Below are 15,925 nucleotides of genomic sequence, written 5' to 3'. Positions count from 1 at the left end.
CCTATTGCCTATTGCCTATTGCCTATTGCCTATTGCCTATTGCCTATTGCCCATTCCCCATTCCCTATTCCCCATTCCCCATTCCCCATTCCCCATTCCCTATTCCCTATTCCTCATCGATGGTCAATTGAATGGGGGGCACGTCGCCTGCGGGAAGATGAACTTCACCAATAATGGCGCTGTGGGTATAGCCTAAATCTTGCAGGAGTTTCAAACATTCTTCGGCTTGAGGTTGGGGAATACCGGCGACTAACCCCCCAGACCATTGAGGATCGAACAGGAGGGGATAAACGGGATGGGAATCAAAAATAGAGGCATTTTGCACATAGCGATCGCTCGCCCGGTTTTGCTGATGGAATGAACTCCATCCAGTTTGGTGCAAACTTTCTAGGGCCCCTTCCAAAACGGGCAGACGATCGAGATTGAGGTTAAGGCTCACAGAGTTCTTGTCTATCAGGGTGGCCAAATGGGCCAATAAACCCAAATTGCCCACTGCTGTGCAAGCGGTGGCCCCAGTTTCCACAAAGGTCAGGGATGCTGGATAATTGGACTGAATCATTGAGGCGATCGCCCCTTCTAACCATCGTGCCCTGCCTTTATACTGCTCCATGGCCACCCGGAGAGCGCCTATTCCCAAAGGTTTAGTCAGGATTAACACTTGTCCCGGTTGCAATTTTTGCGGATGTAAGATCTGTTCGGGATAAGCGTGGCCTTGACTAGAAAATCCTAGGGATAAAGTGGGGCCCAGGGAAGCACGACAGGCGACCAATGGCGTTTGACTGACAGTTAAAGCTTGTAAACTGCCCGATAGCAGTTGATAGAGGGTTTCTTCCTGTTGTGCCGGTAGACTAGGGGGCAATTGTATCCATGCTAAGACACTATGGGGCGAGGCTCCCCTAGCGAGGATGGGATTTAAGCAATGGTGAGTGGCCAGCATCCCAAATAAATAAGGATCGTGCAGACTATCGGTGAGTAAATCCATACTTTCTATGAGGATGCCAGGGGTGACCGAGCAGAGGGCTACCTTGTCCCCAGGGTTGGCCAGATCGATTAAGGAGTCTAACTTGGGATTATCTGTGATAATTCTTTGGATTGCTGAGGATATACGTTCTGGGGGAATGGGAATTGGGGCAACGGACGGCTCTGTAGGCGATCGCCCAAAGTCCTCAAACTGAGCCATAAATCGGCGATCGATCCAGTCCTTCCAGCGCCACAGGAGAGGGTTGGGCCCCAGTCCCCATTTGCCCCAAGAGGCGATCGCCTTCCCATCCCCTGTACCAATCAGTCCTAAAATTTGCGGTTGTGGGCGATAGGGTTTCGGCGCTTTGCCCAAAATTTCCTGTTTTAAGTTCTCATATAACGGCTTGCCTTGGCGCACCGCAAACACCCCCGCTTTGGGCCGGGTATAGTTCACCATGGTGGCAATATCGCCAGCCGCAAACACTTGGGGATGGGAAATCGATTGCAGGGAATCCTTGACTAAAATAAACCCATCCTTATCGGTGGCTAAACCGGCCGCCTTTAACCAGGGGGGAGCCGAAGCTTGAGTCACCCAAAAGATGCGATCGCACTCTAAGCTAAATCCAGACTCGCACTTAATCCCCTCTTCTGAAACCTGAGTCACCTTTTCCCCTAAATGCAATTGAATATCCCGTTTCCCCATTAACTGAGTCAGACGTTTCCGCACCACTCGGTTATGGGAGGTCATAATCTCTCGCCCCTGATGAACGACATGAATCTCTGGAAACGAAGCCGTATACATGACAAAGGAAGCATCAATATTCCGCATTCCCCCCGTCGCTTGTCGGCAGACAAATAACCCCTGTTGCATCGTGAGCGCTAACTCGACTCCCCCTGCACCTCCCCCCACAATGGCTAGTTTTAGGGTTTTGGTCGGATGACGGGCAAAGGCTTCAATGGTCTCTCGCCAACGGTTGAGAAACTGGGAAACCGGTTTAGCGGGTATAGCATACTTATCCGCTCCAGGCACTTGGAGTTGGTTGGGGGTACTGCCAATATCAATCGAGAGCAGGTCAAAGCGGACGGGGGGACGATGGGCAAGAGAGACTTGGTTGCGCTTTAAATCTAGACCAATGGCCTGATCTCGGTACAGTTGGGCCCCAGCAAATTGACAGAGATGGTGTAGGTCGATGTGAGTTTGGTCAAAGCTGTAAAACCCGGCAATATGCCCCGGTAACATCCCAGAATAGGGGGTGTGTAGGGTATCGGTAATTAGGGTAAGACGCACGCCTGGAATGGGATTGAGAGCAAACTGACGAAGGGCGATCGCATGGGCGTGTCCTCCACCAATCAATACAATTTCTTTGCTCAGGGTCTGGGCCATGATATCAATTAAAAATTAAAAATTAAAAATTAAAAATTGGGTAAAGAGGGTTTGGGTTCCCTAAGAGACTAATACAGGATCGAGGGTCACCATCTCTGGGATTTTACCGCAACTGCATCCCTGGAAAACGGTTGATTCTTCTTGCCGGGTTGTAAATTTTTCATTACTTCGTAAATTTTCCGTTACAGTGTACAACTATATTGGGTCAACTTCACCAGCCTGCTGGTGAATTGCGCCTGATGATACGGCTGTCCACCCTAGTTTGAGCGTTCTGTCCATGCACTATTGTCCTATTGCATCAGCGTCCCAGAGTTCAACTCGTCCCTCTCAGAAGGGTTCTACCCTGAAAATTATTGCCTTTGGCGATAGTCTGGTTTATGGCTTTGGGGATGTGGAAGGTGGGGGTTGGGTGGAGCGCCTGCGCCGCTCGTGGATGGCTCCAGAGAGTGCGGGCCATGTGGTTTATAATTTGGGAGTACGAGGCGATCGCACTCCGCAGGTTGTCCAACGGTTAGAATGCGAGTTTTGTCGCCGGGGAGAGTTGCGGAATCGTCTCCCGGATCTGTTAATTTTATCGGTGGGGTTGAATGATTCGGCTTGTGTATCTCGTCCCCAAGGGCGCAACTATACAGATTTTGACAAGTTTCAGGCAGAATTAAGTCATTTATTGGATCAATCTAAAGAACTCTGTCCCGTACTCTACGTGGGGATGGTTCCGGTAGATGAGTCGAAAATGCCCTTTTTAGATTGTTTGTACTATAACCACGACCAACAATATCGCTACAAGGAAGCAACGCGCCAAGCTTGCGAACAGCGCCAAATTCCTTATTTAGATTTGTTCGATCTGTGGATGCAACATTCCCTCAGTTGGCAACAGGAGCGCCTCGGCTCTGATGGACTGCATCCCAATGTTTTGGGATATCAAACCATTTTCCAACAAATTTGTGCTTGGGAACCTATTCGGAGGTTAGATGGGGGGGTTATTCTACCTCAAGGTTCGGGGCGATCGCTACAATACAGCGCTTCGCGCTAGGGAATGGGGAACAGAGAAAAGAGAAAAGATAAAATAGGAGTCTAATTTTCAAGTTATTACGTTGCAACTCCCCATGACTCCTCTCGGTTCTGTTGTTCAAGGTTCCCTCTCCAAAGGATTAGAAGTGCGCTTGCATCCCGATGTCTCAGTCGAAGAAATGCGGGTGGGCAAATTTCTAGTCATCCAGGGGCGGCGATCGCGCTTTTTCTGTCTCTTGACTGATGTAACATTAGGAACTGCAAGTCCGCGCATTTTAGCCAATCCCCCCGATCCGAATAACTTCTTTTTGCAAGAAGTCCTAGCTGGGAGTAGTACCTACGGAACCCTGGAAGTCACCCCCATGCTGATGATCACCCCAGAAGAACAGAAGACACAAGCATCACTTCCGGCTGTTGAATCGAAATTAGCCTCATTTTCTGCCCAAACTTCCGTTGAGTTTACCCTCAAACCGGTGAAAACCATTCCCAGCCACTTTAGCCAAGTGTATGAAGCCCAAGAACTCGATTTTCGTACCGTTTTTGGTTGGGAAGATGATCCCCATCGCCATAATTTTTCCATTGGTCAACCGGTGGATATGGATGTTCCCATTTGCATTGATTTAGACCGATTTGTAGAACGCAGTAATGGAATTTTCGGCAAATCTGGAACCGGCAAATCGTTTTTAGCTCGCCTCTTGCTCTCTGGAATTATTAAACAGCGAGTGGGCGTGAATTTAATCTTTGATATGCATTCTGAATATGGTTGGGAAGCCGTTTGTGAAGGGAAAACCGTTAACACCGCCAAAGGATTAAGACAACTGTTCCCCTCCCAAGTGCAAGTGTATACCCTCGATCCGGAATCGGCTAAACGCCGGGGGATTCGCGATGCCCAAGAATTATATTTAAGTTTTGAGCAAATCGAAGTCGAAGATCTGGCATTAGTGCAACAGGAACTCAATCTATCGGAAGCGAGTTTAGATAGCGCCCTCTTGCTGAAAAATCAATTGGGAAAAAATTGGATCTTAGAACTTTTAAATATGAGTAATGAACAGATCCAAGACTTTTGTCTCGATAATAATGGTAGTAAATCCTCGATTACGGCGCTACAACGAAAACTTAATCGCCTGACGCAACTGAAATATTTAAGGGGAGTCACTCGCCAAAATCCATTTGGGCAAATTCTGGATACGTTAGCTGCGGGTAAGCATGTGGTGATCGAGTTTGGTTCTCAAGCGAATCTCCTCTCTTATATGTTAGCCACCAATATGATTACTCGCCGAATTCACCAATCCTACGTGAAAAAAGCCGAACATTTTTTACAGACAAAAAAATCGAGCGATCGCCCCCTTCCCCTGGTGATTACCATCGAAGAAGCTCACCGGTTCCTCGATCCAAGTATCAGTAGCCAAACTATTTTTGGCACGATCGCCAGAGAAATGCGGAAATATTTTGTGACGCTCTTAGTCGTCGATCAGCGTCCCTCTGGCATTGACAAAGAAGTGATGTCTCAAATGGGAACCCGCGTGACGGCCTTACTGAATGATGATAAAGATATTGAAGCCATTTTTACCGGGGTTTCTGGAGCCGGAAACTTGCGATCGGTTCTCTCAAAACTTGATTCTAAACAACAGGCGCTGATCTTAGGTCATGCTGTTCCCATGCCCGTAGTCGTGCAAACTCGTCCCTACGATCAAAAATTCTATACCGAAGTCGGTGAAACGGCTTGGGAAGAGATCCCCGATGAAGAGCTTTTTGCCGCAGAAGAAGCGGCCATGAGTGACTTAGGGTTTTGAACTGATATCCCCAATCTTTTCTGTTTTATAGCACAATAGAAAATGGGGATCAATCATGGCAAATCAAGAATGTCGAGACCGCAACAACGTTGGATAGAAGATTACACCATCCTTCTTGAGGAGTATCTACAAGAAGGAGAATATCCCCCTAAACTGGAGGAATGGATACAAGAGGCGATCGCTGCCCAAATTCCCCTATCCACCCTATCTCGTTGGCATCATCAGAGTTTATCCCAGTTTCTTCAGCACGATCTGAACCCCGAAAATTGGCCCCCATTACTGGATAAAGCCGCCACATTCCAAAGTCATAGCTTAAACCTTTATAGCCAAACGTGGGGTCTAACCCCCCCAGATCCTTGGCAAGTGTTAGGCCAAGAAAGCACGGATATAATCTGTACGGATCAAAAAGAACTAGGTATTAAACTTAAAGAGTGGATCGAATTTGAACATTTGATGAGTCGTCTTTGTACTCAGTTTATACACTTAAACTCCCATGAACTCGATCGGGAGATCGAAGCAGCTATTGGCCATTTAGCTCAACATTATGATTGCGATCGCGCCTATCTATTTCAATTGGTGAGCGATCGCCAGATTGCCCAGTTGCGCTATCAATGGCATCATCCCGAAATTAGCCCCTTACCCCCCTTCTGGCATCAAATTCCTATGGAATTAACCCCTTGGTGGAGGGAACACCTGCAAAAACAACAAACCATCGCCATTAACGCCCTACAAGATTTTCCTCCAGAAGCCAAAGCAGAACAGGCGATCGCCTCGGCGATCCAAACTCAATCTTTATTGCTGATTCCCCTAATCGAGAATGATGATTTCATCGGATATCTAGGATTTGCCACCATTCGAGCCACTCAAACTTGGACTAAAGATCGCATTACCCAACTGAAATGGGCCAGTGAATTACTCACCCATACCTTAAAGCGCCAACGGGCGGAATTAACCTTAGAACATCTTCGCGAACAGATGGAACAGCACATTGAGCAGCGTACCCAAGAACTGCAACAGGTCAATCATCAACTTCAGGCAGAAATTAGGGAACGCTACCAGATTGAAAAGGCCCTGCGCCAAAGTGAAGTTCGGTTTCGCCATATCTTTGAAGATAGTCCCCTAGGAATTGCCATCCTCAATCGTGAGTCTGGCTTAGAACGGGTTAACCTATCCTTGTGCCGCATGTTAGGCTACTCTTCCCTGGAGTTGCAGTCCTTAAATTTGGTCGATTTACTCCATCCGGACGATCAAGAATTAGCTCGCAAACTCCTCAGACGGTTAATGAATGGAGAAATTCCTTCCTTTCAGGTCAAACAACGGTGTATTCATCAGACCCAGGACTTTTTGTGGGTTAAGCTGATTGCCTCTGTAATTTCTACTGCTGACCCCTGGGGACAAGCCTCAGAGCCAACTCCTGCCTATGGGATCGTGATTGTCGAGAATATTAGTAAGCGTAAGCAAGCGGAGGAAACCCTACAGTTAATTCAATTTACCCTCAATCGGGTGATGGATGCCGTCTTATTGGTCGATGCGCGGGGTCAATTAATCTATGTGAACGATCGCGCCTGTCAAACCTTGGAATATTCCCGCGACCAATTGTTACAGATGAAAATTAGCCAGATCGATCGCTCCTATTCTCCTCAGAGTTGGCCCCTCTATTGGCAAGAGGTGAAACAATCGGGATTTCTGCGCCTGGACTCGACCTATGAAACTCAATCGGGTCTGGAGATTCCCGTCGAAATTAATCTCAATTTCTTTCAGTATAAGGGCTTAGAGTATAGCTGTGCGATCGCCCGCGATTTGCGCGATCGGCAAAAAGCAGAAGCCGCTCTACAGAAAAGTCAACAATTGCTTTCTGCATCCCAGAAGGCTGCTGGGTTAGGGAGTTGGGAATTCGATCTGCTCACCCAAGAAATGTTTTGGTCAGAAGAAGTGTTCCGCATTTTTGGTCAAGATCCCAGTTGGGATCGACCTCCAACCTATGCCCAACATATTCGACAATATCACCCCGACGATCGGGCCCAATTTCAAGCCCTAGTTGAGCAAGCCATTTCCCAGGGACAAGAATATGATTTCGAGTTACGCATTCTTCGCTCTTCCGGTGAAGTCCGCACCGTTTGGGCCCAAGGACAAGTCGTTTTTAACGATCGCGCAGAGCCGATCAAACTCTTTGGACTCATTCAAGATATTACCGATCGCAAACAGGTCGAACTTGCCCTCAAAGAAAACGAAAGGCGCTACCGAACCTTAGTCTCCCACATTCCAGGGATCATTTATCGCTGTTTACCCAATCGAGATTGGACAATAGAATTCATTAATGATGCCATTGAAAGCATCATCGGGTATAGCGCAGAAGAGATGATGTCTGGAATTGTACCAGGGATAGCGGTCTTACTTCATCCTGAAGATTTACCTTGGGTACAAGAGGAGGTTGATTTCGCTTTAGAGCAACACTGTCCCTTTGAACTCGAATATCGCATGATTGCCCGTGATGGCAGTATCCGTTGGGTTTACGAGAAAGGTCAAGGGGTCTGGAATGACCAACAGGAGCTGGTTTATCTGGATGGTGCGATTTTTGATGTGAGCGATCGCAAACAAGCGGAAGCCCAGCTCAAAGCGTCCTTAGCAGAAAAAGAAGTGCTGCTGCGGGAAATCCATCACCGAGTTAAAAATAATCTCAATATTATCTATAGTTTACTGGATATGCAATCGAGACAAGTGAGCGATCCAGCCCTTCATTCCCTATTACTCGATAGCCAAAAACGCCTGAAAACCATGGCTCTGATTCATGAGAAGCTCTATTGCTCCAAGAGTCTCTCCCGGATTGATTTTGCCGAATATATCCATAGTTTGGTTCTGAGTATTTCGGCATCCTATGGAATGCGATCCCATCAAATTCACTTAGACATTGATGCCGATCCTGTGCAACTGAATATCGAAACCGCCATTCCCACCGGTTTAATTATCAATGAATTAGTCACCAATGCCTTCAAACACGCTTTCCCCGGCGATCGAGAGGGAACCGTGTGGATTGAATTCCGTGAAATTGACCATGGACAACTGGATTTAAAAATCGTTGATAATGGAGTAGGTCTACCCTCTGAGGCTAGGGGGCACTCGTCTTCCCTAGGAATGCGTTTAGTGTATATTTTAGCCGATCAGTTAGATGCAGATCTACAAGTGCAGTCAGAGAATGGAACCCGTTTTCACTTAAAGTTTGAACAGAGTTCTTAATCAGGTGATTTAATATGATAGATGTAGCCAAAAAAGTTTTAATTGTTGAAGATGAGCTAATTGCCGCTCACAACTTAGCGGATAATATTCAACAATTAGGGTATGAAGTTTCGGGCATCGTCAAAACGGGAGAGGCCGCGATCGATCGAGTGAGGGCTAATCCCCCCCATTTGATTTTAATGGATATTAAGTTACAAGGAAAAATGAGTGGTATTGACGCAGCTCGTGCCCTTCAAGACTATGATATTCCCATTGTTTACTTAACGGCGTTTAGTGATGGGAATACCTTGGAAGAAGCGACTCAAACCTTGCCCTATGGCTACCTGAATAAACCGGCAAAGCTAGAAGATATTAAGTCGGCGATCGCCATGTCTCTGGTTAAACACCAACAGGATCAAAAAATCAAATCTCTTTGGCATCAAGAGCAACAGTTGAATCAGCTCAAGTCTCGTTTTGTCTCTATGATTTCCCATGATTTACGGGCCCCGTTAACCCATATTTTGGTTTCTCTAGAAATTTTGAGACAATATGGTAATGAATTGAGTTTATCTCAAAAAAACAAGCAGTTCGATCGAATGCAAATCGCGATTAAGAATATGACGCTACAACTGGAGGAGATGCTGACGATCGATCAGGTAGAGTCTGATAAATTACCGGTCAATCCGGTGCAGATTGATGTGGTCAATTTTTGTCGAGAAAGATTGGAGTTCTTTGAAGTTATAGCGAGCCAGAAAAGTTCTTTGAAGTTTGAGTCGCATCAGGATGATTTATGGCTGTATATTGATGAAGATATTCTTCAGCATATCTTGAATAATTTACTCTCTAATGCGATTAAGTATTCACCGGAAGGCGGAGAGGTGAGTTTAACTTTAATGGCTGAACAGGAGGGGGTAGTCTTAGAAGTTCGCGATCGGGGGATTGGAATTCCAGCCGAGGAGTTGGACAATCTTTATGATCCCTTTGAACGGGCGAGTAATGTGGGCAAAATTAAGGGAACCGGTATTGGATTATATATTGTTAAACAAGCTGTGGACTGTCATCAGGGAACCATTGAGGTTTTTAGTCAGGTGGGGATGGGGACAACGTTCCGGGTTTGGCTCCCTTCTCTACCGCAGGTGAATGAAACTATTCTATAGCAGAGAAGGAGTTGGTTAGGACAGTTAGGTTATTGTTTGAGGCAATAGGCAAAAGGCAATAGGCAATAGAAAACGTCCTAACTTTCCCTTTCTCTGCTATATCTTTTCAGGTCTAGAAATCGTCTTTAGAGGCGATCGCCTCCACCATCCTCTGAATCACCTCTTTTACAGGCATTTCACCCAATTCACCCTTAGCGCGGGTGCGAATATTCAGGCTCTCTGCCTCCATTTCCTTCGCTCCAACCACACTCATAATGGGAACCTTCTCTTTCTCCGCATTGCGAATTTGTTTACCCAACCGCTCCCCACTGCGATCCACTTCTACGCGGATATTGTAATTAAGCATTTCCTCGGCCACCTTTTGGGCAAAAGGCAATTGAGTTTCACTCACCGGTAATAAGCGAATCTGCACCGGAGCTAACCAAAGGGGAAAATCTCCCGCATATTCCTCAATCAGAATTCCCACTAACCGCTCCAACGAACCAAAAGGAGCGCGGTGAATCATCACCGGACGTTCGCGGGTTCCTTCTTCGGAAACATAGGTCAGATCGAAGCGCTCTGGCAAAGTATAATCCACCTGCACCGTTCCCAGTTGCCATTCCCGGTCTAGGGCATCCCGGAAAATAAAATCGAGTTTTGGCCCGTAAAAGGCCGCTTCTCCAATGCCTTCAAAATGATCCATACCCAAGGTTTCCACCGCGCGACGGATGGCATTTTGGGATTTTTCCCAGGCTTCATCGGAGCCAATATACTTATCCAAGGTTGGGTCGCGGAAACTTAATCTGGCTTTGAAGTTGCTTAAGCGCAGCGTCTTAAACACACTTAAAGTTAAATCCACCACATTTAAAAACTCTTCATCCAACTGTTCTGGGGTCAGAAATAGGTGCGAGTCATCTTGAGTAAACCCGCGCACCCTGGTCAGTCCCCCCAGTTCGCCCGATTGTTCGTAGCGGTACACTGTGCCAAACTCGGCTAACCGAATAGGAAGATCCCGGTAGGAATGGAGTTCACTTTTATAGATTTGGATATGGAAGGGACAGTTCATGGCTTTGAGAACAAACCCTTCTGCTTCCGATTCTCCCATCATCGGGAACAGGTCATCTTTGTATTTTTGCCAATGACCAGAGGTTTTGAACAGGTCTACCCGGCCAATGTGGGGAGTCACCACTTGCTGATAACCCCGTTTGAGCTGTTCTTTTTTCAGGAAGTCTTCCAGCAAACTGCGAACCGTTGCACCCTTAGATGTCCAGAGGGGAAGACCGGGCCCCACTTGATCGGAGAAAATGAATAATCCCAGTTCTTTACCAAGTTTGCGGTGGTCTCGCTTGAGTGCTTCTGCTTTGCGTCGTTGATATTCGGTCAGTTGTTCGGGGGTTTCCCAGGCGGTTCCGTAAATGCGCTGAAGTTGGGCTTTGTTGGCATCTCCGCGCCAATAGGCTCCGGCTACACTTTCCAAGGCGATCGCCTTCGGGTTAATATCGGCTGTACTCTCCACATGGGGGCCAGCACATAAATCCCACCATTGATCGGCTAAATGATAGATTGTAATCGGCTCGGTTTTGATATCGTCGAGGATTTCCAGTTTATAGGGTTCTTGCAGTTCTTCAATCCGCTCCTTCGCTTCTTCCCGACTCACCTCTTCCCGAACAACGGGGAGTTTGCGGTTGATGATCTTGATCATCTCTTTTTTGATCGCCTTCAGGTCTTTTTCTGTAAAGGGTTCGGGACAATCAAAATCATAATAAAATCCATTTTCGATCCAAGGGCCGATGGTCACTTGAGCCTTGGGAAAGAGTTTCTGTACCGCCATAGCCATGATGTGGGAGGTGGTATGGCGAATTTTTTTCAACGTCTCGGATTCACTGGTGCGAGGCAGATGGATTTGAGGCGCTTCTTGTTCCATGAGTTGGGGTTGTTTGGAGTCTTCTGGAGGCATGGGTCGCTTAATTGCTAAATAAGGGACGCTCTAATGAGTCTATATCAATTTTGTACGATCCTTTGCTCTGCCATACATCAGGGGGATCAATCTTAAGTTAAGCTTAAATTTCTAAATGTAAAGAAAGGTAACTTACGTTAAGCTTATGATAGAGAGTATTGGTAAATCCCTAGATTGATCGCGATCGGGGTCATATGGCCCTACACTCCGATTCAATATCCCTTTTGATTCAAACGCAATTTGGAGAGTTGTATAATGCTACATCTGCTTTACGTCTTTGCTTTCACCACCTTAGCTTTTATCGCCGTTGGCAATTTAATCCGCAACTTGATGGTTCTCGGTTCCGAAAGTACACGCAACTATCCCCCGAAGGTAAATGATATTCCGGTTAATTCCCATGGTAGCTCTTCCACTCAGGTTCCCCATCCTGAGTTTTTGGATGAAAGCGGAACTCTAATCAAAGAACCCTTACTGGTGATGCGATCGATTACTGTAGAAGATGCCCGTGACAAGCTTGATTCTCTGTATAATGCTTCTCCAGAGTCTTCCGTTAAGGATCGGCAAGACGATCGTTAAAATCTGTTGAGATAATATTTATATTTAGCTCAGGGATAGGGTTAAGTGGGAAAGAAACTGGATGGGAAAGAATGGAACCCTGCTTAACCCTTGATAAATTCACTCACTTCACACCGTTGAGTTGTTAAGAGTTAAGCTAACCGGAATTGGGGATAAAGCTTCAGTTCGTCGGGGTTAAAGGTTCTAGCCCAGTGGATAAGCTCTTGGGTTACGGGATGGGAATTCTCTGGTTTGAGTAATAGGGCAATATATTGATCTTTTTGTTTAACCACAATTGCTCGGTATCCATCGGCACAGGTGCTGGCATAGTGGAAGCCCTCAAGTTGCAGGGAGGACATCAGCAGCGATCGCAGTCCCAAGGCTTGAAACACGGTTTGTACCCAACTGACATTATCCACCTCATCAGTCACCAAATATTCACGGGGTAAACCGCTTAAATCAAACACTGCCGCACCGACTACTGACGTTAAATACAGGTCTTGTTTAGCTAGATTTGGGGACTCAGAGGGGTTAGGCTGAGAATCAGTAGTCATTGGAGACTGGCTTACTTTAGATGAATAAGTAGAAATGTCGGCTGTGGAAACATTAGGATATTCATACACCCAATTGCAACCAGATAGCTCTGCTTCTGTTTTCCCCAATACTATAATCCTTAGTGTTGGATAAAGGTCTTGCAAGCGCCAACAAAAGCGCTGGGTTTGATGTTGCAGGAAAAGTATATCTAAAATCAACAGATCCGCTACTTTTTGTCGTACACTATGCAATAACTCTTGGGTATTGCGACAAATTTGGGTATGGGATGGTTGCCCATCGATGAGTCCATGGACACAAGTTTCTGCAAACCGAGTTGAAGCCAAGATGATATTCAGGGTTTGCTGTTGAGAAACTGGATTGATAACAGAAAGTTTCATAAATTTCTCCTTTTCGGTGACACCAGTCAAATCAATCACGTTTTATTAAAGGGATTTTGCCTAAAGATTAAGTAACCTTACTCTTATTAGGGATCGATTTAGGGATCGATAGGGATCGCTACAACTTTGATTAACAGTATTCCTTAAGTAAATTATAAGGCCAATTTATCCACTGATTTTATCTGGCAATTGAGTCTTAACTTCTATGGCGTTGCTCTGGTCTGCCCAAGCAAAAAGATGGGAGAGGCACTGGCGGATCGACTTATCGTAGGTGTAATACTGCTAACATGGTCTCTCCCTCAACTGTAGCGGTTGAGGGTTGGATCTCCGATGAGGGGCAGGTTCCAGAGGTTGAATCACGATATATAGATTATTGTCTATGGATGTACTCGAAAAACACTGAACAATTCGTTGTTTACAAATATTAACTAAAGTACATACAATGTAGGAGTAGGTAATGAGTATTTATCCTTAAATTATGTTCGGCAATTCATTTCCTTGGTTAAGTGCAATCATTCTATTCCCCCTTGTGGCGGCTCTAGCAATCCCTCTGATTGGCGATCGCCAGACCAAGCTTGTTCGTTGGTATGCCCTAGGCGTAGGTCTCGTAGACCTAGCAATGACCCTCTGGGCTTTCGGCTCTCACTATAACTTTCAACAATCGACCATTCAACTAACTGAATCCTATCCCTGGATTCCCCAGCTCGGCCTTAACTGGTCTTTAGCCGTAGATGGCTTGTCCATGCCCCTGATCGCCCTGAGTGCCCTAGTCACCACCGTGTCGATCGCCGCATCCTGGAACGTCAACCACCGCCCCAAACTGTTCTTCAGCCTGCTGCTGATCATGTACAGTGCCCAGATCGCGGTGTTTGCAGCCCACGACCTGCTCCTCTTCTTCCTCACCTGGGAGTTGGAACTCGTTCCCGTTTATCTGCTCATCTCCATCTGGGGGGGACAAAAACGCCTCTACGCTGCGACTAAATTCATCCTCTACACCGCATTAGCCTCCATCTTCATCCTGGTTGCTGCCCTCGCCATGGCTTTCTACGGCGACACCGTAACCTTCGACATGACCGAACTGGCTAACAAACACTATCCCAGAGCCTTCGAGCTACTCGCTTACGCCGCCTTCATCATCGGTTTTGGTGTTAAGCTGCCCATCTTCCCCCTACACACTTGGCTTCCCGATGCCCACTCCCAAGCTTCTGCTCCCGTCTCCATGATTTTGGCTGGAGTCCTGCTGAAAATGGGGGGTTACGGTCTCATCCGTCTGAACTTGGAAGCTCTTCCCCATGCCCACGCTTACTTTGCTCCCGTTCTCGTTATCCTTGGCATTGTTAACATCGTCTACGGTGCATTCAACGCTTTCGCTCAAGGCGACCTCAAACGCCGCCTCGCTTGTTCCTCCATCTCCCACATGGGCTTTGTTCTCATCGGTATCGCCTCCTTCAACGAACTGGGCTTAAACGGCGCAATGCTGCAAATGCTCTCCCACGGACTGATCGCAGCCGCTCTGTTCTTCCTGGCTGGAGTTGCCTACGAACGTACCCATACCCTGGCGTTAGCGAAAATGAGCGGACTGGCTCAAAGTATGCCCAAAGTCTTTGCCCTCTTCACTGCTGCATCCATGGCTTCCTTGGCTCTACCTGGTATGAGTGGATTTGTGGGAGAACTGAGCGTCTTCTTAGGAGTTACAACTAGCGATGTGTATTCCTCTGGCTTCAAAGTTGTGGTTATCGGTTTAGCGGCTGTCGGTTTAATTCTCACCCCCATCTATCTGCTCTCCATGATGCGCGATATCTTCTACGGTGAAGAAACCGGTGTAGCTGTCGATGGCTGGATGGATGCCAAACCTCGCGAAGTAGCGATCGCCTTTTGCCTCCTGCTTCCCATCATCGGCATCGGTCTCTATCCCAAAATCGCGACTCAAACCTACGATATCAAAACCACGGCGATCGCCGAAAACACTCGCGAAGTCCTCACCGTGGTTGCCCAAGAGCGCTCTCGCCTCTACTCCGGAAACTTCTATATTCCTAACGTTCCCGCCGCCAAAGCGCCCGCTCTGTTAGGAGTAGTAGAAAACATCTCCGGTTCCGCCTAAGCGACATTAGTCAAACAGTGGTACTTAGATTCCCAATCTCGACAATAGTCCGATTCAGGGCCATTAGGGTGAATAGCACAAACCAATAAATTGCCACCGGGACTCCCGCCGTAGTAGTAGCGACAAGCTTCACAACGGCGGGATTTTTCGACCTCTCCCAGGGCAAAAGCCTTGAGTTTCGCCGCTAAATCGTGGTTCGGTTCCAGGGTTAAAGCTTTTTCAAAGGCTTGCACCGCCCATTCTTGATTCTCAAAATCCTGCAACCACATTAGCCCCACTTCAGTCCAATCATCGGCTGGAGTCGGATGAAAACAGGATTTGCCTTGGCTTAAGAGTTTTCCGATCAGGGTTTCTACCAGTTCCGGAGGTTGAAAGGGCTTGGCAATATAGCCATCGGCAATAGTGAGTCCTCGCACTCGATCCAATTCCTGATTTTTAACGCTGCAAAAAATAATGGGAATATGGCGAGTTTTGGGGTCTCGTTTCAGAGCAAAACAGAGTTGATAGCCATTGAGGGTGGGAGAAACAATATCAGCAATCACCAGATCCGGTAACTGTTGACGGATTTGGTTGAGAGCGTCTCGTCCATCCCCAGCTTCTAAGATCTCAAACCCAACCGATCGCAGTAATTCGGCGATCGCCGCTCTTTGGGTGCTGCTATCCTCAAATACAAATACCGTACTCATAAAGCGTCTATCCGTTGATTCAACCGTGTTCCAATGGGTCTAAGATACCCAACCTGGAGGACAAATCCATCAACTTCCATCCAAAGTCCGCATCACCACGGTTGACAAGAGATTATAATTTTGCTAATTGAGAGCGATCGCCTCGCAAGGGTGCGCGGAGAGACTGGAGCAGCAGCACAAGCTAATCATCGTAGGGT

At 47.0% G+C, this 15,925-nt stretch carries 10 protein-coding genes; 6 read left to right on the top strand and 4 right to left on the bottom strand.

Going from position 1 to position 15,925, the window contains the following annotated elements; all coding sequences use genetic code 11:
- Nucleotides 1–106 precede the first annotated feature (106 nt).
- A complete protein-coding gene (gene selD, locus PMG25_RS11175) occupies nt 107–2,344 on the bottom strand; it encodes a selenide, water dikinase SelD (RefSeq protein WP_283766980.1) in 2,238 nt (745 codons plus the stop codon).
- Nucleotides 2,345–2,621: 277 nt separating this feature from the next.
- Between selD and PMG25_RS11170 the strand changes: the two genes are divergently transcribed.
- The 4 genes from PMG25_RS11170 (at nt 2,622) to PMG25_RS11155 (ending at nt 9,518) form a co-directional block, all read left to right on the top strand.
- Nucleotides 2,622–3,377: a GDSL-type esterase/lipase family protein gene (locus PMG25_RS11170; RefSeq protein ID WP_283766979.1), complete on the top strand. Its 756-nt coding sequence runs from the start codon at nt 2,622–2,624 to the stop codon at nt 3,375–3,377.
- A gap of 73 nt (nt 3,378–3,450) precedes the next feature.
- Nucleotides 3,451–5,148: a helicase HerA domain-containing protein gene (locus PMG25_RS11165; RefSeq protein WP_283766978.1), complete on the top strand. Its 1,698-nt coding sequence runs from the start codon at nt 3,451–3,453 to the stop codon at nt 5,146–5,148.
- Nucleotides 5,149–5,217: 69 nt separating this feature from the next.
- Complete coding sequence (locus tag PMG25_RS11160; RefSeq protein WP_283766977.1) at nt 5,218–8,382, top strand: PAS domain S-box protein; 3,165 nt, start codon at nt 5,218–5,220, stop codon at nt 8,380–8,382.
- A gap of 14 nt (nt 8,383–8,396) precedes the next feature.
- Complete coding sequence (locus PMG25_RS11155) at nt 8,397–9,518, top strand: hybrid sensor histidine kinase/response regulator (RefSeq protein ID WP_283766976.1); 1,122 nt, start codon at nt 8,397–8,399, stop codon at nt 9,516–9,518.
- A 112-nt stretch (nt 9,519–9,630) separates the two neighbouring features.
- Here PMG25_RS11155 and thrS read toward each other — a convergent pair whose 3' ends face one another.
- Complete coding sequence (gene thrS / locus PMG25_RS11150; protein WP_283766975.1) at nt 9,631–11,454, bottom strand: threonine--tRNA ligase; 1,824 nt, start codon at nt 11,452–11,454, stop codon at nt 9,631–9,633.
- Between the two features lie 255 nt (nt 11,455–11,709).
- On the opposite strand from thrS, the gene PMG25_RS11145 reads away from it, so the two are divergent.
- Nucleotides 11,710–12,030: a DUF2973 domain-containing protein gene (locus PMG25_RS11145; protein WP_283766974.1), complete on the top strand. Its 321-nt coding sequence runs from the start codon at nt 11,710–11,712 to the stop codon at nt 12,028–12,030.
- 131 nt (nt 12,031–12,161) lie between these two features.
- Here the strand turns inward: PMG25_RS11145 and PMG25_RS11140 are convergent, their stop codons facing one another.
- Entirely contained in the window at nt 12,162–12,941 is a 780-nt protein-coding gene (locus PMG25_RS11140; RefSeq protein WP_283766973.1) for a hypothetical protein, read from the bottom strand.
- Nucleotides 12,942–13,419: 478 nt separating this feature from the next.
- On the opposite strand from PMG25_RS11140, the gene PMG25_RS11135 reads away from it, so the two are divergent.
- Nucleotides 13,420–15,042 (top strand): NAD(P)H-quinone oxidoreductase subunit 4, encoded by a 1,623-nt coding sequence (locus PMG25_RS11135; RefSeq protein ID WP_283766972.1) that lies wholly within the window; start codon nt 13,420–13,422, stop codon nt 15,040–15,042.
- Here PMG25_RS11135 and PMG25_RS11130 read toward each other — a convergent pair.
- A complete protein-coding gene (locus tag PMG25_RS11130; protein ID WP_283766971.1) occupies nt 15,039–15,728 on the bottom strand; it encodes a response regulator in 690 nt (229 codons plus the stop codon). The two genes, PMG25_RS11135 and PMG25_RS11130, sit on opposite strands and share 4 nt — an antisense overlap.
- Between the last annotated feature and the right edge of the window lie 197 nt (nt 15,729–15,925).

This window comes from Roseofilum capinflatum BLCC-M114, assembly GCF_030068505.1.
GTDB lineage: Bacteria > Cyanobacteriota > Cyanobacteriia > Cyanobacteriales > Desertifilaceae > Roseofilum > Roseofilum capinflatum.
Note: the sequence above shows the minus strand (reverse complement) of the source record. Positions and strands in the feature narration are given on the sequence as shown.

Excerpts from the sequence above, each read along its gene's own strand:
- selD (WP_283766980.1), bottom strand. The coding sequence starts at position 2,344 with ATGGCCCAGACCCTGAGCAAAGAAATTGTATTGATTGGTGGAGGACAC.
- PMG25_RS11170 (WP_283766979.1), top strand. The coding sequence starts at position 2,622 with ATGCACTATTGTCCTATTGCATCAGCGTCCCAGAGTTCAACTCGTCCC.
- PMG25_RS11165 (WP_283766978.1), top strand. The coding sequence starts at position 3,451 with ATGACTCCTCTCGGTTCTGTTGTTCAAGGTTCCCTCTCCAAAGGATTA.
- PMG25_RS11160 (WP_283766977.1), top strand. The coding sequence starts at position 5,218 with ATGTCGAGACCGCAACAACGTTGGATAGAAGATTACACCATCCTTCTT.
- PMG25_RS11155 (WP_283766976.1), top strand. The coding sequence starts at position 8,397 with ATGATAGATGTAGCCAAAAAAGTTTTAATTGTTGAAGATGAGCTAATT.
- thrS (WP_283766975.1), bottom strand. The coding sequence starts at position 11,454 with ATGCCTCCAGAAGACTCCAAACAACCCCAACTCATGGAACAAGAAGCG.
- PMG25_RS11145 (WP_283766974.1), top strand. The coding sequence starts at position 11,710 with ATGCTACATCTGCTTTACGTCTTTGCTTTCACCACCTTAGCTTTTATC.
- PMG25_RS11140 (WP_283766973.1), bottom strand. The coding sequence starts at position 12,941 with ATGAAACTTTCTGTTATCAATCCAGTTTCTCAACAGCAAACCCTGAAT.
- PMG25_RS11135 (WP_283766972.1), top strand. The coding sequence starts at position 13,420 with ATGTTCGGCAATTCATTTCCTTGGTTAAGTGCAATCATTCTATTCCCC.
- PMG25_RS11130 (WP_283766971.1), bottom strand. The coding sequence starts at position 15,728 with ATGAGTACGGTATTTGTATTTGAGGATAGCAGCACCCAAAGAGCGGCG.